The 15,378-nt window shown below is 58.4% G+C and carries 17 protein-coding genes and 1 tRNA gene; 10 read left to right on the top strand and 8 right to left on the bottom strand.

The features are described from left to right. Position 1: 1 nt before the first annotated feature. On the bottom strand, positions 2 to 862 hold the full coding sequence (locus AC07TV_RS12585; RefSeq protein ID WP_494648701.1) for an HDOD domain-containing protein: 861 nt from the start codon (positions 860 to 862) through the stop codon (positions 2 to 4). 121 nt (positions 863 to 983) lie between these two features. Here AC07TV_RS12585 and AC07TV_RS12580 point away from each other — a divergent pair, with 121 nt between their 5' ends. After that, the gene (locus AC07TV_RS12580; RefSeq protein WP_494648700.1) at positions 984 to 1,628 is read left to right on the top strand and encodes an MBL fold metallo-hydrolase; all 645 of its coding nucleotides are present in this window, start codon (positions 984 to 986) and stop codon (positions 1,626 to 1,628) included. On the opposite strand, the gene AC07TV_RS12575 is transcribed toward AC07TV_RS12580, so the two are convergent. After that, complete coding sequence (locus tag AC07TV_RS12575; RefSeq protein ID WP_494648699.1) at positions 1,629 to 2,807, bottom strand: EAL and HDOD domain-containing protein; 1,179 nt, start codon at positions 2,805 to 2,807, stop codon at positions 1,629 to 1,631. 176 nt (positions 2,808 to 2,983) lie between these two features. Between AC07TV_RS12575 and AC07TV_RS12570 the strand changes: the two genes are divergently transcribed. The 6 genes from AC07TV_RS12570 to AC07TV_RS12545 all read left to right on the top strand — a co-directional run bounded on the left by AC07TV_RS12570 (position 2,984) and on the right by AC07TV_RS12545 (position 8,377). Next, complete coding sequence (locus AC07TV_RS12570) at positions 2,984 to 3,544, top strand: DNA-3-methyladenine glycosylase family protein (protein WP_494648698.1); 561 nt, start codon at positions 2,984 to 2,986, stop codon at positions 3,542 to 3,544. Positions 3,545 to 3,603: 59 nt separating this feature from the next. Continuing rightward, complete coding sequence (locus AC07TV_RS12565) at positions 3,604 to 4,572, top strand: acetyl-CoA carboxylase carboxyltransferase subunit alpha (protein WP_494648697.1); 969 nt, start codon at positions 3,604 to 3,606, stop codon at positions 4,570 to 4,572. After that, complete coding sequence (tilS, locus tag AC07TV_RS12560; protein WP_494648696.1) at positions 4,541 to 5,509, top strand: tRNA lysidine(34) synthetase TilS; 969 nt, start codon at positions 4,541 to 4,543, stop codon at positions 5,507 to 5,509. Before AC07TV_RS12565 ends, tilS begins: the two co-directional genes overlap by 32 nt. 78 nt (positions 5,510 to 5,587) lie before the next feature. Next, the gene (dapA, locus tag AC07TV_RS12555; protein ID WP_494648695.1) at positions 5,588 to 6,466 is read left to right on the top strand and encodes a 4-hydroxy-tetrahydrodipicolinate synthase; all 879 of its coding nucleotides are present in this window, start codon (positions 5,588 to 5,590) and stop codon (positions 6,464 to 6,466) included. 16 nt (positions 6,467 to 6,482) lie between these two features. Continuing rightward, positions 6,483 to 7,613 (top strand): NlpB/DapX family lipoprotein, encoded by a 1,131-nt coding sequence (bamC, locus tag AC07TV_RS12550; RefSeq protein ID WP_494648694.1) that lies wholly within the window; start codon positions 6,483 to 6,485, stop codon positions 7,611 to 7,613. Next, on the top strand, positions 7,610 to 8,377 hold the full coding sequence (locus tag AC07TV_RS12545) for an MBL fold metallo-hydrolase (protein ID WP_494648693.1): 768 nt from the start codon (positions 7,610 to 7,612) through the stop codon (positions 8,375 to 8,377). The genes bamC and AC07TV_RS12545 overlap by 4 nt, the downstream gene beginning before the upstream one ends. Positions 8,378 to 8,432: 55 nt before the next feature. Here AC07TV_RS12545 and AC07TV_RS12540 read toward each other — a convergent pair whose 3' ends face one another. From AC07TV_RS12540 to AC07TV_RS12520, 5 genes are all read right to left on the bottom strand, one after another. Next, the gene (locus AC07TV_RS12540; RefSeq protein WP_494648692.1) at positions 8,433 to 8,693 is read right to left on the bottom strand and encodes a hypothetical protein; all 261 of its coding nucleotides are present in this window, start codon (positions 8,691 to 8,693) and stop codon (positions 8,433 to 8,435) included. 135 nt (positions 8,694 to 8,828) lie between these two features. Then, the gene (locus tag AC07TV_RS12535; protein WP_494648691.1) at positions 8,829 to 9,266 is read right to left on the bottom strand and encodes a DUF7931 domain-containing protein; all 438 of its coding nucleotides are present in this window, start codon (positions 9,264 to 9,266) and stop codon (positions 8,829 to 8,831) included. Between the two features lie 336 nt (positions 9,267 to 9,602). Then, positions 9,603 to 11,339 (bottom strand): DNA polymerase/3'-5' exonuclease PolX, encoded by a 1,737-nt coding sequence (gene polX, locus AC07TV_RS12530; protein WP_494648690.1) that lies wholly within the window; start codon positions 11,337 to 11,339, stop codon positions 9,603 to 9,605. A gap of 129 nt (positions 11,340 to 11,468) precedes the next feature. Continuing rightward, on the bottom strand, positions 11,469 to 11,780 hold the full coding sequence (locus AC07TV_RS12525) for an ElaB/YgaM/YqjD family protein (RefSeq protein ID WP_494648689.1): 312 nt from the start codon (positions 11,778 to 11,780) through the stop codon (positions 11,469 to 11,471). 61 nt (positions 11,781 to 11,841) lie between these two features. Then, on the bottom strand, positions 11,842 to 12,462 hold the full coding sequence (locus tag AC07TV_RS12520) for a nitroreductase family protein (protein WP_494648688.1): 621 nt from the start codon (positions 12,460 to 12,462) through the stop codon (positions 11,842 to 11,844). A 318-nt stretch (positions 12,463 to 12,780) separates the two neighbouring features. On the opposite strand from AC07TV_RS12520, the gene rlmD reads away from it, so the two are divergent. After that, positions 12,781 to 14,079 (top strand): 23S rRNA (uracil(1939)-C(5))-methyltransferase RlmD, encoded by a 1,299-nt coding sequence (rlmD, locus tag AC07TV_RS12515; RefSeq protein ID WP_494648687.1) that lies wholly within the window; start codon positions 12,781 to 12,783, stop codon positions 14,077 to 14,079. A 66-nt stretch (positions 14,080 to 14,145) separates the two neighbouring features. Here the strand turns inward: rlmD and AC07TV_RS12510 are convergent, their stop codons facing one another. After that, positions 14,146 to 14,838: a Bax inhibitor-1/YccA family protein gene (locus tag AC07TV_RS12510; protein ID WP_494648686.1), complete on the bottom strand. Its 693-nt coding sequence runs from the start codon at positions 14,836 to 14,838 to the stop codon at positions 14,146 to 14,148. 129 nt (positions 14,839 to 14,967) lie between these two features. Here AC07TV_RS12510 and AC07TV_RS12505 point away from each other — a divergent pair. Together AC07TV_RS12505 and AC07TV_RS12500 are read left to right on the top strand one after the other, a co-directional pair. After that, positions 14,968 to 15,055 (top strand) — tRNA-Ser (locus tag AC07TV_RS12505). Between the two features lie 128 nt (positions 15,056 to 15,183). Further along, positions 15,184 to 15,360 carry a hypothetical protein gene (locus AC07TV_RS12500; protein ID WP_494648685.1) on the top strand — a complete coding sequence of 59 codons (177 nt, stop codon included), beginning with the start codon at positions 15,184 to 15,186 and terminating at the stop codon, positions 15,358 to 15,360. The last annotated feature ends 18 nt before the right edge of the window (positions 15,361 to 15,378 follow it).

Below are 15,378 nucleotides of genomic sequence, written 5' to 3'. Positions count from 1 at the left end.
GCTAGGCCAGGGCGGCTTCGCCATCAGCCTCGCGGGCTGGTACCGGCAACAGGCCGAGGCGTTGGCGAACGGTGTCCGGCGTGACATTGAGCAGCTCGCCGATATCCTTGTAGTCGTCGGGCAACGCCGGGTCTTCCCAGTTGTAGGATGAGTGGCGGGCGAGGCGGACGGCCAGCGTGACGTTTCGCACGCGCGGGTTCTCGGCGTTGTCTTCGTCGATCAGCGTGCGCAGCAATTCGGGCAGGTTCCAGACGCGGCAGAGTTCGAGCTGGATTTCCTGGAAGGAGAAGCCAAGGGTCTGCTTCTGCGCATCGGCGCTGCGCATCGTCGGGTTGGCTTTCTGCTGGTCGTGAATGGCCAGCCCGAGGCTCGGCGCGGAACACCACACCAGAATTTCGGCAAGGTCGTGCAGCAGGGCGGCAATACGCACCTCTTCCATATTCACGTCATGCCGCCAGACCGCCCAGTCCTGTGCGTAGTCGGCGGCCCGCTGGGCTCGGCGGACGATCTGCAGGACACCGAGCAGAGCATGTGGCCCCGCCTCCTTGAGTTGGTCTTCGATTGTGAACAGTTCGCTGAAGTGATTGAAAAATGGCTCGATGCCAGCCATGACGACCGAGCTGGCAATGGTTGTGATGTCGTGCTGCAGGGAACGTCCGCGCATCGGCTGGGTGAAGGCCAGGACGCGGACCGTCATGATCGGGTCCTGCAGGATCAGCCGGGCAAGTTCACGGGCGTCGACGCGGTCAAGATTGGCCCGCATTTCTTCGATTCGCCGCTTGGTAATGCGGAGGATGGGCAGCGTATTGCTGCTGAAGAGAAGAGCCCAGGCATCAAGATCCGGTAGCGGGTGGTCGAGCATGAGTGGCTGGCTTTCGAGAAGGGAAATGGGCTGTCGGCAGGGAGTTTAAGGGGGCGGGCGGTGCCGGGCAAGCGCGTTGGCATGCGATAATCCGGGCCGGTCAAATTATCCATTTTCAGCCATGCGCTACGCCATCGTTCCGGTTACTCCCTTCGAGCAAAACTGCACTATTTTCTGGTGCGAGAAGACCCGTCAGGCTGTTGTCATCGATCCGGGTGGCGATGTCGAGCGCATCCAGCGCTTTTTGGCAGATGAAAAGCTGAGCCTGGCCAAAATACTCGTTACGCATGGCCATATCGACCATGCCGGGGGCGTTGCGCTGCTGGCCGAACAGTGTGGTGTCAGCATCATTGAAGGCCCGCACGAGGAAGACCGTTTCTGGATTGAAGGCATGCCGCAGCAGAGCAAGATGTTCGGCTTCCCCAATGTGCTCAGCTTTGAGCCGACGCGCTGGCTCAAGGATGGCGACAAGGTCAGCTTCGGTGAGGTTGAACTGGATGTGCTGCATTGCCCCGGCCATACGCCTGGACATGTCGTCTTCTACCACGCGCCGAGCCATCTTGCCCAGGTCGGCGATGTGTTGTTCCAGGGTTCAATCGGGCGGACTGACTTCCCGCGCGGCGATCACGACACGCTGATTCGCTCGATCAAGGAAAAACTCTTTCCGCTCGGTGACGACGTTGATTTTGTGCCCGGCCACGGGCCGATGTCGACCTTTGGCGAGGAGCGCAAATACAACCCTTTCCTGAGCGGTCGCTTTGGCTGATCAGGCGCCAACGTGGATCTTCGAAGCCCAGCCATAGGCTTCGAGTTGGGCCGCAAAGTAATCATTGCTGTCGATGCCCAGTTCTCCAAGCATGACCGATGCCGCTTTCAGATCGTGCTTGTCGGCGGCGGTGACGGCGGCCAGAAGTTGACCCAGTCCGCCCGCATGTTCGACCAGCGCTTTCTGAGCGACGTCGAGGAGCGGGAGCTGGCGCATGATTTCCGGCATGGACATGCCAAGCAGTACGTCGAGCAGGGAGAAGGTGCCGATCATGAAGGCTGTATCGGCTAGCTGCTCGGGGGGAAGTGGCGGTGTTATGTGCCTGGCCAGCAGTTCAAAGAGGCGACCACGCGCCGCTGCTTTTTGCAGCAGTGGGTTGGGGTGCTGGCCGTTGTTCGGGTCGGAATAAACCAGCAATTGCAACCAGCGCTGCAACTGCCGACGGCCAAGCAGAGTGATGGCCTGGGTAAAGCTGGTGATCGGGCTGCCTGGCGAAAGGGCTGCTGAATTGACGAGTCGAAGCAGGCTGTAAGAGAGTTTTGGCTCTTCGCGGAAAATGGTATCGAGGGCGCCGGCATCGGCATCATCGGCGATCAGGGTGAGCAATTTCAGCAACTTCAGGCGGGTAATGTCGGCCTTCGCATTCGGCGTTGAGCGAGTTTGCAAAAATTCGCAAGTCGACAGGACGCAGGCATTGTTCAAAATCCACTCGCGGTCGTTGTGCGTGTGCACATCGGTGGCAACCAGCGCGGTGCGACTGGCCAGGCCGATCAGAGTAAAGGGCGGCAGGCTGCGGGCGTGGCTGCTGCTGATCAGCAGGTAGTCCCAGCATCCTGCGCCGGGCAACTTGGATTCGGGTGACGCGGCCAGTCCTACCTTGCGTCGAGTCAGGCGGAGATTCGCCTCGAGTTCGCTCAGTGCATCGCTATCCTGTGGGTTGGGGTGGCTTGGGAAGATGGTGACCGAACGTTCGGTCAGCAAGCCTGCGTCATATCCGCCAGCGAGTGCCGGCATTAACCATGGGAGTCGATGCTCAAACATGTCGAGCAGCGGCGAGGAAAATAGCCGTGTCAGTGTCTCGCGATCGGTTTTTCCGGGGGCGAGTTCTATGCTGAAGCCAGACCACGAATCATCCGCGCCGAGAAGCGGATAAACAAAAACTAGGCCAGTGCCGGGCATTGGTTTTTCTCCGGATTATTTTTGGCAATGTTAGCAAATTTGACCATGGCCGTGTCCTATGTAATTCGCAAATGGGCTTGTTTTTCCGGTTGACTGTGGCATCCCCTTATAATTTGCCGATGTTTCCCGAGTATTGGTCCCAAGCTGCCACCGAACTTTCACGCCAGGATCCGACGATGGCGGAACTGGTCGAGCGTTATGTCGGCGTGTCGCTTGTCTCGCGTGGTGATGCGTTCGGTACTTTGGCGCGTTCGATTGTCGGTCAGCAGATTTCCGTCAAGGCCGCCGATGCAGTCTGGGGCCGATTCGTCGCGCAGATCGGTGAAGTGGTGCCGGCCCGTGTCGTTGAATTGGGCGAGTGTGGCTTGGCGGGCTGCGGCCTATCCAGGCGAAAAATTGAATATCTGTGCGATCTGGCCGGGCATTTTGTCAGTGGGCAACTGGATCCATCAGCCTGGTTGCGATTGAGCGACGAGGAGATCATTGCCGAACTGACCGCTGTTCGCGGTATTGGACGGTGGACTGCGGAGATGTTCCTGATTTTTCATCAGTTGCGGCCGGATATTTTTCCGCTTGACGACATCGGCTTGCAGCGCGCTGTCTATGAACGGTATTTTGCTGGTGAGAAGCAGTCTCGCCGCGCCCTCGCCGAGTTCGGCGAGCGCTGGCGCCCCTGGCGTTCGGTCGCCACCTGGTATCTGTGGCGTAGTCTCGATCCTGTCCCCGTCGAGTACTGAAACGGTAGCCTTCTTACCTTTGGGGTAAAATGCGCGCCAACTTAGCAAACGAGCAGTCCATGAAAACTAGTTTCCTCGACTTCGAACAATCCATCGCCGACCTTGAAGCCAAGATCGAAGAACTGCGTTTCGTGCAGGATGATTCCGCCGTCGATATCTCGGAAGAGATCGAGCGACTGGAGAAGAAGAGCGGTCAACTGACCAAGGATATCTACGCCAAACTGAGTCCGTGGCAGATTTCTCAAGTGGCGCGCCACCCGCAGCGCCCTTACACGCTGGATTACCTGTCGCTGATCTTCACCGACTTTGAAGAGTTGCATGGTGACCGCGCTTTCGCTGACGACCACGCCATCGTTGGTGGCCTGGCCCGCTTCAATGGTCAGGCGGTCATGGTCATTGGCCACCAGAAGGGGCGCGATACCAAGGACAAAATTTATCGCAACTTCGGCATGCCGCGTCCAGAGGGCTATCGCAAGGCCCTGCGCCTGATGAAGCTGGCCGAAAAATTTGGCATTCCGGTCATGACCTTCGTGGATACGCCAGGTGCCTATCCGGGTATCGATGCCGAGGAGCGTGGCCAGTCCGAGGCAATTGGTCGCAACCTGTACGTGATGGCTGAACTGAAAGTGCCGGTCATCGTCACCATCATCGGCGAGGGCGGTTCTGGTGGTGCGCTGGCCATTGCCGTCGGCGACACGGTGCAGATGCTGCAATATTCGACCTACTCGGTGATTTCGCCGGAAGGCTGTGCTTCGATTCTCTGGAAGAGCGCCGAAAAGGCGCCGGAAGCTGCCGAAACAATGGGCATCACGGCGCAACGCTTGAAAACCCTTGGTTTGATCGACAAGATCGTCAATGAACCGTTGGGTGGTGCTCACCGCGATCACGCCGCGATGGCGCAAAATCTCAAGAAGGCGCTGCAGGACGCGCTGAAACAGCTATCCGGCCAGTCGACGGCCGAACTTCTGGCCACCCGCTACGAGCGGCTGATGAGTTATGGCCGCTACAAGGAACAACCTGTTACCTAACCTCAGGGAGCGGGTTGGTGCCTTTCTTTCCACCCGTCTCCAGTCGGACAAGCAGCTTTGGGTTGGGCTGTCCGGTGGTTGCGATTCGGTAGTCCTGCTTCACGTCTTGAGCCGTCTCGGCTTTGCCGATATTGCGGCCGTTCATGTCCATCACGGGCTGTCGCCCAATGCCGATGCCTGGGCGGAATTCTGTGCAGGGTATTGCCAACGGCTTGGCGTCCGGCTGGTGACTCGCCATGTCGCGGTCGATATGTCTTCCGGGCTTGGCTTGGAAGCAGCTGCCCGTGCCGCCCGATATGCGGCTTTTGCCGAATGTCTCGGCGACAGTCTTCTGCTGGCCCAGCATCGCGGCGATCAGGCCGAAACCGTATTGTTCAACCTGCTGCGCGGGACCGGCGTCACCGGGGCGGCGGGAATGCCGGTCGAACGCCGTTTTGGCAAGCTGCGTCTGTTACGTCCGCTGCTCGATGTTTCTCGCGCCGAAATCGAAAAGTATGCGACCGCAGAAGGTCTGGCCTGGATCGACGACGAAAGTAATGCCGACACCTCGTTGACGCGCAATTTTCTTCGTCACGAGACGTTGACCGCAATAAGCCAGCGCTTTCCGTCGGCAGAAGCGTCACTGGTTCAGGCTGCGGGCCATTTCGCCGAAGCGGCCGGCCTGCTTGATGAGCTCGCGGCGCAAGATTGGCAACTGGTTTGCGAAAAGGATGCTGCGCGTATGCCGGCCTTGCGTCTGCTTTCACTTCCCCGCCTCAAGAACCTGCTGCGCTATCGTTTGCGTTGCCTCGGATGGCAAGTTCCGGTGGCGGCACGCCTTGAGGAGTTTGCCCGACAACTGCAATCTGCTGCTCCGGATCGTCACCCGGAACTGGTGTTGCCTGGCGGGAAAATGCGAGTGGCGCGTGGCCTGCTCTGTTGGCTGCCGGAAAAATAACAAAGTGTTACCAAGCGCCTTTCCGCGGGGAATGGCCTTCAGTTACAATCAACAGATTACTTATTCCATAAACAGGCCATGATTACTGGATCCATTGTCGCCATCGTTACGCCCATGCATGAGGATGGCAGCCTCGATTTAAACGCATTCCGCAACCTGCTCGACTTTCATGTCAGCGAAGGGACCGATGGCGTCGTGGTTGTCGGTACGACTGGCGAGTCGCCAACGGTCAATGTCGAGGAACATTGTGAACTGATCAAGGTAGCCGTCGACCATGTCGCTGGTCGTATTCCGGTCATTGCCGGTACCGGCGCGAACTCGACGGCGGAAGCCATCGAATTGACCGAGTTCGCCAAGAAGGCTGGCGCCAATATGGCGCTGTCGGTGGTTCCGTATTACAACAAGCCAACTCAGGAAGGCCTCTATCGCCATTTCAAGGCGATAGCCGAAGCGGTTGAGCTTCCGATCCTGCTCTATAACGTACCGGGCCGTACCGTTGCCGATATGTCGAACGACACCATTCTGCGTCTGGCCGAAGTGCCGGGCATTGTTGGCGTCAAGGATGCGACCGGCAATATCGATCGCGCCTGTGATCTGATTGCCCGAGCCCCGAAGGATTTCGCCCTGTACACCGGCGATGACATGACCGCTGTGGCAACCATCAGCCTCGGTTTTCATGGTGACATCTCGGTAACGGCCAACGTTGCCCCGCGACTGATGCATGAAATGTGTGTTGCCGCTGCCAGCGGCAACATCGTCAAGGCACGCGAAATTCACTTCAAGTTGCTTGGATTGCATCGCGACCTGTTCTGCGAAGCCAATCCGATTCCGGTCAAGTGGGCGGTGCACAAGATGGGCCTGTCGCCCAACGGCATCCGTCTTCCCCTGACCACCCTGTCCGAAGCCAACCATGCCCGTGTTCTGGCCGCCATGCGCCAGGCTGGCGTACTCGCCTGAGCGGAGTAAAGAAAAAATGAATCGTCGGCTTTCTGGCCTCTCCCTTTCCCTGCTGGCGATTGCGCTGGCAGGATGCGGTGTTCTTCCTGATTCTCGCAAGATCGAATACAAGTCGGCCGGCAAGGTGCCGAGCCTCGAAGTGCCGCCAGATCTTTCCCAGATCACCCGCGATGACCGCTATCTCGTGCCAGATGTGGCGGGCAAGGGCAGTGCAACGTTCTCGGCCTACAGCGCCGACCGGACGCCGTCGGCCCAGGCTCAGAACTCCGTCGTCCTGCCTCAGGTCGACAAGGTGCGTGTCGAGCGATCCGGGAATCAGCGCTGGCTCGTGGTTGCTGCTCCGGCTGACAAACTGTGGGATACGGTCAAGGACTTCTGGCAGGAAACCGGTTTCATCATTTCCGTCGAGCGTCCTGAAGCCGGTGTGATGGAAACCGATTGGGCCGAAAATCGCGCCAAGATTGGTGATGATATTCTTCGCAACACCCTCGGCCGTCTGCTCGATTCCCTGTATTCGACCGGCGAGCGCGACAAGTTCCGTACCCGCTTCGAACCAGGTTCAACGCCGGGAACAACAGATGTATTCGTCAGTCATCGTGCCATGGAGGAGGTCTACACCTCGTCGGCCAAGGATGATACGCGTTGGCAGCCACGTGCAGCCGATCCTGAACTGGAGGCGGAGATGCTGCGCCGATTGATGGTTCGTTTGGGTTCAGAAGAAAAACGTGCCGAAGCCTCAATCGCATCGGTCAAAGCTGAGCCGCGCGCAAAACTGGCCAAGTCGGATGATGGTGCAGGTACCCTGGAAGTGCTAGAACGCTTCGACCGCGCCTGGCGCCGTGTCGGACTGGCACTGGATCGTGTCGGGTTTACGGTCGAGGATCGTGATCGCTCGCGTGGCCTGTATTTCGTGCGCTATGTTGATCCGGAATTGGACAACCGCAGCAAGAAGGATGATGGATTCCTGTCCAAGCTGGCTTTCTGGAAGGGTACCGAGCCACCGGCCAACTCCAAGGTCCAGTATCGTATTTTTGTCAGCGATGCTGGCGAGCAGAGTACCGTCAAGGTCCTGTCCAACGAAGGCGGCACGGATAAGTCGGAAACCGCAAAGAAGATTCTCGGCCTGCTCCTCCAGCAGTTGCAGTGATTCGTTTTGCCTCGCTCGGCAGCGGCAGCGCTGGAAACGCGCTGCTTGTCGAGCACGGGGCAACTTGCCTGATGCTCGATTGTGGCTTCGGGCTACGGGAAACCGAGACTCGGTTGCTTCGCCTTGGCCGAGCGCCATCTGATCTGGCGGGGATTCTCGTTACTCATGAGCATGGCGATCATGTCGCCGGCGTGTTTCGGCTGGCGCGCAAGTTCGGACTGCCGGTCTGGATGACGCACGGTACCTGGGTGGGCTGTCGCGAGGCGGATTCCCGATTGGATTTGCGCATCATCGATAGTCATCGTTTGCTCTCCATCGGCGATCTGGAGGTTCAACCTTTTCCGGTGCCTCACGATGCGCGTGAACCCGTGCAATTCGTTTTTTCCGGTTCGGGTGTTCGGTTGGGGGTGTTGACCGATATCGGTGAACCGACGGCGCATGTTTGCGCAATGTTGTCCGGTTGTGCTGGCTTGGTGCTTGAATTCAACCATGATGCCGATATGCTCGAGCGTTCGGCGTATCCAGTGTCACTCAAGCGACGCATTGCCGGGCGCTATGGTCACCTTGAAAATTCTGCGGCAGCGACATTGCTGGGGCAAATTGATTATTCATGCCTGCAAACGTTGGTTGCTGCCCATTTGAGCGAGCGAAATAATCGGCCCGAATTGGCGGTTGACGCGGTGGCGAGAGTGCTGGGGTGCCCGGATGAGTGGGTCGGCGTGGCGAGCCCTGATCGCGGATTTGATTGGCGAAGCGTGGTATAAAAATCAGGACAATAAAAAACGGGGCCGAAGCCCCGTTTTTCTTGATGCAGGAAAATTACTTAGCAGCAGCCGGAGCAGCGGCTTCAGCCGGCTTGGCGGCATCAGCAGCCGGAGCGGCAGCCGGGGCAGCGGCTTCAGCCGGCTTGGCGGCATCAGCAGCCGGGGCAGCGGCCGGAGCAGCGGCTTCAGCCGGCTTGGCAGCTTCAGCAGCCGGAGCAGCAACCGGGGCCGGGGCGGCAGCCGGAGCTTCCGGCTTCTTGCCGCAAGCGGACAGGGCAACGGCGAGCAGAGCAGCAACGAGGATAGACTTATTCATGGGATTTCCTTATCGACAAGAGGCAACAAAATCTGAATTGATCGGAGATCAGGAGCTACCTAATCAGTCTATGATTATAACAATAATTTATTTCTGTGGGCGAGACTTGCTGCAGTGCAAAATAGCGCTTGAAGTTCAGAGCCCAAGCGCGGTGCTGGTCACGCCTTCTCCACCTTCTGACCAGATTTCCTTGAAGCGGGTCAAATAGGGCCGGACTTCGTCAATTTCATCGATTAGTAATTTGCTGCGTGGCTGATCCCGTTCGAAGCGGATCAGGGCGTGTTTGTCGTCAACGAGGATCATGCTGTCCCGAAGATGGGCAAGCTGTGGCGGCGTTTGACGGGCAGTGGCAAGGTGGCCGTAGGTGGCGAGTTGGTTGAGAAATTGCGGATTTTTTTGCCGGATCGGACCGGCGTTGCGAACGGCTATTTGCAGGGTGTTGGGCTCACCGGCCTGAAGGACTCGTTTGATATGAAGCAGGCGGGGGGCGGATTCAAGCTTCAGCGCGACAAGGTCTTCGTCATAAATGCTGATCTTATGACAGGCAATGGCCAGCAGGCGGTCGAGCGCCATCTGGTAGTCTGCCCAGGAGGTAATCAGTTCGCGAGCCATGATGCAAAGTGTAGTCGATTGATAGTGCTACGAAAAGGAGCTCACTCCGCCTGCGTCGGACCTGATCCTTTTGGTCAGTGGAATGAAGGGGGCTTCTCTGAGGCATATTATCCTGCACATGCTGTGCGGGTAGCGCGCTGTCAATGTGCGCGACGACAAAACGGCCCCTGCGCAGCTGCTTACTATGGCAGATGCGCGAGTCTTCCCGACTTGCCCACTTTGCCGGAAATTGTCTCGGCGAGCGTGTTGCCCAGGCAGGGGGCGCCGACGTCTGACTGATCGTGAGGGTTTCAGCTATCACGCACGTATTCCGGCGAGTAGTTGCTTCAGTTCAGGCAACGCTCGCGTATTGAGGACGTTGCTAGCTGTCAGCCATCCACGCCGTGCCTGACCGATGCCATACTTCAGATTGTTGAAGTCGTCCAAGCTGTGGGCATCCGAATTGATTGCAACGAGAACGCCCTCGTCATGCGCCATTCGGCAATGCGTGTCGAGCAGATCAAGCCGCTCGGGATGCGCATTGAGTTCGAGGAAGCAGCCACGTTGTTTCGCGTGGCGGATGACCCTTAGCATGTCGACGTCGTAAGGCGCGCGTTCCTCAATCATGCGGCCGGTCGGGTGGGCGAGCAGGGTGAAGTACGGGTTGTCCATGGCACGCAGGATACGCTCGGTCTGCTTGGTGCGCGGCAGATCGAACCGGCTGTGCACTGCTGCGACGACCAGATCCAGTTGCCGTAGCGAACTGTCAGGCAGATCGAGGCGGCCGTCCACGAGGATGTCGACCTCGATTCCCTTGAGCAGGACGATACCATTGAGTCTGTCATTGAGGTGGTCGATCGTATCGCACTGCTCGGCCAGCCGCTGAGGGTCGAGGCCATGGGCCATCGCCTGTCGGCGGGAATGGTCGGTAATGGCGACATAGGATAGACCCAGCGCCTGTGCGGCACACGCCATCGCCTCAAGGCTATCGCGGCCGTCGCTGGCCTTGGTATGGGCATGGAGGTCGCCCTTGAGATCGCGGAGAGCCACGAGCTCTGGTAACAGTCCTGTGCGGGCCGCGTCGATCTCGCCCCGGTCCTCGCGCAGTTCCGGCGGAATCCAGGAGAGGCCGAGGCAGCGGTAGACATCCAGCTCACTGGCCCCGGCGACTTTCTGGCGGCCTTTGAATATGCCGTATTCGTTGAGTTTCCAGCCCTTTTCTTGGGCGATCTTGCGTAGCGCAATGTTGTGCGCCTTGGCGCCGGTAAGATGGCATAGTGCAGCGCCATGAGCGGCTGCGCTGACGATGCGCAGATCCACCTGCAAGCCGCTCTTGAGGATGACGCTGGCGCGTGTGGTGCCTTGGGCGAGAACCTCGGCGACTTCGTCATAGGAAACGAAGTGGCGCATCGCGTCACTGCCATCCGCTCCGACATTGAGAGTGACAAGGATATCGATGTCGCCAACGGTTTCCCGGCTGCGCCGGTAGCTCCCGGCGATATCGACGTGCTGTACACCGCATGCGCCGCGCAGCCAGGAGGCAAGAGGCTCGGCGTACTGGGCTGCGGTAACCAGCTTGACGCGATGCGATTTCGAGAGGTGTGCCTCGATAGCCTGGAGGATGTTTTCCTCGGTCTTTGCTCCGAAGCCGGGCAGTGCGCGAATACGACCGTCTTGTGCCGCGCGGGCAAGTTGTTCCGGTGTCTGAATGTCGAGGTCGTGCCAGAGCGTACGAACGCGCTTGGGGCCAAGACCTTGGACATGTAGCAGCTCGCCGATGGCTGGTGGCAGTTCGGCGTGCAGGTTCTCCAAGGCGCGGCACTTGCCTGTCGTAACGATTTCGTGAATCTTTGCAGCGAGATCATTGCCAATGCCCGGTAACTCAGTCAAATCCTCGCCTCGTTCGATCATGCCCCGTACTTCGCGCGCCAACTCGGCAAGCATCCGCGCGGCGTTCCGGTAGGCACGGATGCGGAAGGGGTTGGCCTGTTCGATTTCCAGCAGGTCGGCGATCTCGTTGAAGATCGCGGCGATGTCGGCGTTGTGGGTGGGCATGTTTGCTACGGATCGGCTGGCAAATGAATTGCAAAACCCTCGGGAATCTTTCTTGGCGATTTGTGCTGCGAGGTGTTCCGGCATGAGCTCAAAACTTGATTGCCCTAGCTGCGCATCAATTCCGAAGACCTAATGCCGGCTTATCAACAGGCCGAGGACCAAACCAAATCCCATGGCAGCGCCTACCGCCCGCCAGGGATTTTGTCGAGCGTAATCATTGACCGCGTGTCCAGCCCCCCTGGCCTTGGCTGCAAGCGTACCTTTGGCTTCGGAGAGGCTGCCCTTCGCTTGCTTGAGATGTTCCTGCATGCGGCTACGTATTTCGGCGATCTTCTCTCCTGTTTGGCCGGCGGTGGCGCTCAGCAGTTCTTCTGCGTCGGCAACAACGGCGTTGAGATCGGAGATGACCTTTTCCTTACTGAGTTGAATTCGCTGGTCCATGATGATTACTCCATAGAAATGCGTTGAATGATCGATAGTCCTGTAACAAACCGGGGGGGCGTCAGCGCCAAGCGAGGACCAAAGGCTTGCGCCGCGACGACGCCGGCGTTTCGCCGGCCGGATACCCGACAATGATCGGAGCAATCGCCGAATAGTCATCGGCAACGCCGAGTTCAGACTTGGTCTCCGGCAGGTTCAAAGCTTCCAGTGCTGAGCCGATAACGCAGGTTCCCAGACCCTTGGCGCATGCAGCCAAGATTAGATTTTCGGCAGCGAGCCAGCAGTCTGCCTCGTTGAAGAGGCCAATCGGCTTGTCCCAAATCACAATCAAGGTACCGGCGTCATAAAAGATGTTGAAATCGGGACTGGCATAGTGGTCAAAGGAACGGCTGGATCGCTCGCTACCGGATCTTCGTATCTGCTCGGCAAAAAGCGGTTTTGCCCGATCTGAAATGGTCTTTAGCAGATGCCTGTCCTGGATAACAAGAAATGCCCATGGCTCTTCGTGCATCGCAGTAGGCGCCCGTACAGCAGCGTCGAGTAGCACCTGAACGGTTTCACGATCAAGATTTTCATTTCGGTAGCTGCGCACCGAACACCTCGTTTGGATTGCCTGAGAAACGCTCATGTCAACTTCAGTTGCGCATTCCATGATCGGCTCCCGCATAAAAAGGAAGTACATTGAATTCTCGAAATGGCGCAGAATCAGCTTGTCACCGTCTGATGGGTGATCTGGATCATTGATTACCCTCGCGCATTTCTTCGGTCCATCCTAGCTAGTCGAAGTTGAATGGCATATACCTTCAAGCACGTATATGTCAGCGTCCGATACCGAAAATTGAGGTCTCATGGCTGCGATCAAAGCCTGAGGATTGTCGGCCGTGGCTATTCCAGATGGATCTTGTTCAGGTAGCGGGACTTCTTTTGGGCAGGGTGACGTAGAGACCTCACCACCCTTGCCCGGAGGATTGATAGAATTCGCGCTTTTTCGGAGTTGACCGTGCCAATCGGGATCATCGTATCGCTGGACCATGAGGCACGGGGGATTACCCGCCAGGATGGCAAGGCCATCTTCGTCGATGGCGCCCTGCCGGGTGAAACCGTCGAATACGCCAGCTTCCGGAGAAAATCCAAGTTCGAGCTGGCGCATCTGGTCCGCGTCATCAAGCCATCGAACGCCCGCGTTGTGCCGCGTTGTCCGCATTTTGGCGTGTGTGGCGGATGCGCCATGCAGCACATGGATCCGTCAGCGCAAGTCGCCGCCAAGCAGCGTGTCCTTGAGGACAGCCTCTGGCACATCGGTCGTGTTCGTCCGGAAACGATGTTGCCACCGATTCAGGGCGAGCCTTGGGGCTATCGGCACCGGGCACGACTAGCGGTTCGTCAGGTTTCGAAAAACGGGGACGTGCTGATTGGCTTCCATGAATGGCGCAGCAGCTACATCGCCGATATTCGAAGCTGCGATGTTTTGCCGCCCCATGTCTCGGCCCTGCTGATGCCCATGCGCGACCTGTTTGGCGCGCTGACCGTGGCCGATCGCATCCGCGAGGTCGAGGTGGCCGTTGGTGAGCATTGTACGGCTGTGCTGTTGCGCATTCTGGATCAGCTGACTACGGCTGACGAGCGCTTGTTGCGCGAGTTTGCCGACCGGCACGCCATCGTCTTCTATCTGCAGCCAAAAGGCCCGGATTCCATCCAGCATTTTCATCCGCTGCCCGGCCCGCGCTTGTCCTACACCTTGCCGGAGTTCGGTCTGGAGTTCGATTTCAAGCCGAATGATTTCACCCAGGTTAACCATGCGGTGAATCGCGTGTTGGTCCGCCGCGCCATGCGCCTGCTTGACCCGCAACCGGGCGAGCGGATCGCCGACATGTTCTGCGGTTTGGGAAATTTCACCTTGCCGATTGCCCGGTCGGGGGCTGTCGTGGTCGGTGTCGAAGGCAGTGCCGGGCTGGTGGCGCGTGGGCGCGAGAGCGCGGTTTCGAATGGTCTGGCGGAGCGCGTCGAGTTTGGTGTGGCCAATCTGTTCGAATGCTCGGAGCAATCGCTGGCAGCGCTGGGCAGTTTCGACAAAATGCTGATCGACCCGCCGCGTGAGGGGGCGGTTGAACTGGTCAGGTCCCTGGGAAAAGATGCGCCGCGCCGCATAGTCTACGTCTCCTGCAATCCCGGTACGCTGGCCCGCGATGCTGCGGTACTGGTTTCGGAGAAGGGCTACCGTTTCGTCTCGGCAGGTGCCGTGAATATGTTCCCGCACACCGCCCACGTCGAGTCGATTGCCGTTTTCGAACGGCCCTGACGACACGGGTTTTTCAGGCATAAAAAAGGCGGCCGAGGCCGCCTTTTGCTATTGCGTCAGCGAAGCTTAGTCGCGCTCGCCGGTGAAGGCCATGATCAGTTGCAGCAGGCCGACGAAAACGTTGTAAACGTCCAGGTAAACCGCCAGGGTCGCGCTCACGTAGTTGGTTTCGCCACCCTGAATGATGCGGCTGATGTCGTACAGGATGTAGGCCGAGAAGATACCGACAACGGCGACAGAAATGGTCAGCGACAGCGCCGGAATTTGGAAGAAGATGTTGGCGACAGCGGCAAGCAGCACGACGATCATGCCGACGAAGAGGAACTTGCCCATGCTGCTGAAGTCACGCTTGCTGACCGCAGCGACGGTCGACATCGTGAAGAACACGGCGCCCGTGCCACCTGCGGCCATGGCGATCATCGAGCCGCCGTTGGAGAAACCGAGGGCGACTTGCAGGATGCGCGACAACATGAGCCCCATGAAGAAGGTGAAGCCGAGGAGCAGGGCGACGCCCAGTCCGCTGTCCTTGTTCTTTTCGATGCCCCACATGAAGCCCATGGCAACGCCCATGAAGAGCAGGAAGGAAATGAACGGGCTGCCAGCCAGGAAGCTGAATTGCATCTGGATGCCGACCAGTGCGCCAATGACCGTCGGTACCATGGAAAGACCGAGCAGCATGTAGGTGTTGCGCAGAACGCGGTTCTGCTGCAGTGCTAGCCCCGAAGAGCCCTGATTGGCAATCTCGAAGTTGGTGTTCATGCGGGAAACTCCCTTGTGTTGTTACGACAAACGCTAAGACTAACGGAGCGGGAGGGAAGTTTCAAATATTCCTGTGCGCTTTTGTGTCAGATTGTACCGGTGGCGACTGTGTTATCATGCGCGCCTTCCGGGTCTGTGGCAGAGCGGTTGAATGCACCGGTCTTGAAAACCGGCGTGCTGAAAAGCATCGTGAGTTCGAATCTCACCGGACCCGCCAAGGAATTGCATCGGCCCCATTGGGGCCGTTTTGCTTTCTGGCTGTTTTGACGGTGTGCGGCAATATGTCGCATCCCCCTGGTGCACCGAAGTCGTTAGCATGGCGACAAATGCGTAAGGGAGAGCGCCATGCAGCAGGATCAGAAATCTCAGAATCAGCCGGAAATGGCTTCATTGCTGCTTGGCGCCGGCTTTGCACTGGCCTCGCTGATCATCCTGCCCGCCGTCGCCCAGCGCGTCGGCCTCGGTTCGGCCGTGACCATCGCCCTGCGTGGTGCCTTGATGCGGGCATCGAACCGTTTTTGATCTGATCGTTATCGCCAT

The organism is Azonexus sp. GW821-FHT04F04 (assembly GCF_059420025.1).
The sequence above is the reverse complement of the archived record's forward strand: the minus strand, read 5'-3'. Positions and strand labels throughout refer to the sequence as shown.

Coding starts and splice junctions, on each gene's coding strand:
- AC07TV_RS12575 (WP_494648699.1), bottom strand. CDS start 2,807: ATGCCCGGCACTGGCCTAGTTTTTGTTTATCCGCTTCTCGGCGCGGAT.
- tilS (WP_494648696.1), top strand. CDS start 4,541: ATGGCCGCTACAAGGAACAACCTGTTACCTAACCTCAGGGAGCGGGTT.
- AC07TV_RS12585 (WP_494648701.1), bottom strand. CDS start 862: ATGCTCGACCACCCGCTACCGGATCTTGATGCCTGGGCTCTTCTCTTC.
- AC07TV_RS12540 (WP_494648692.1), bottom strand. CDS start 8,693: ATGAATAAGTCTATCCTCGTTGCTGCTCTGCTCGCCGTTGCCCTGTCC.
- AC07TV_RS12510 (WP_494648686.1), bottom strand. CDS start 14,838: ATGAACACCAACTTCGAGATTGCCAATCAGGGCTCTTCGGGGCTAGCA.
- AC07TV_RS12580 (WP_494648700.1), top strand. CDS start 984: ATGCGCTACGCCATCGTTCCGGTTACTCCCTTCGAGCAAAACTGCACT.
- bamC (WP_494648694.1), top strand. CDS start 6,483: ATGAATCGTCGGCTTTCTGGCCTCTCCCTTTCCCTGCTGGCGATTGCG.
- AC07TV_RS12500 (WP_494648685.1), top strand. CDS start 15,184: ATGCAGCAGGATCAGAAATCTCAGAATCAGCCGGAAATGGCTTCATTG.
- AC07TV_RS12520 (WP_494648688.1), bottom strand. CDS start 12,462: ATGTACTTCCTTTTTATGCGGGAGCCGATCATGGAATGCGCAACTGAA.
- AC07TV_RS12535 (WP_494648691.1), bottom strand. CDS start 9,266: ATGGCGCTCGACCGCCTGCTGGCCATTGCCTGTCATAAGATCAGCATT.
- AC07TV_RS12570 (WP_494648698.1), top strand. CDS start 2,984: ATGGCGGAACTGGTCGAGCGTTATGTCGGCGTGTCGCTTGTCTCGCGT.
- polX (WP_494648690.1), bottom strand. CDS start 11,339: ATGCCCACCCACAACGCCGACATCGCCGCGATCTTCAACGAGATCGCC.
- AC07TV_RS12525 (WP_494648689.1), bottom strand. CDS start 11,780: ATGGACCAGCGAATTCAACTCAGTAAGGAAAAGGTCATCTCCGATCTC.
- AC07TV_RS12565 (WP_494648697.1), top strand. CDS start 3,604: ATGAAAACTAGTTTCCTCGACTTCGAACAATCCATCGCCGACCTTGAA.
- dapA (WP_494648695.1), top strand. CDS start 5,588: ATGATTACTGGATCCATTGTCGCCATCGTTACGCCCATGCATGAGGAT.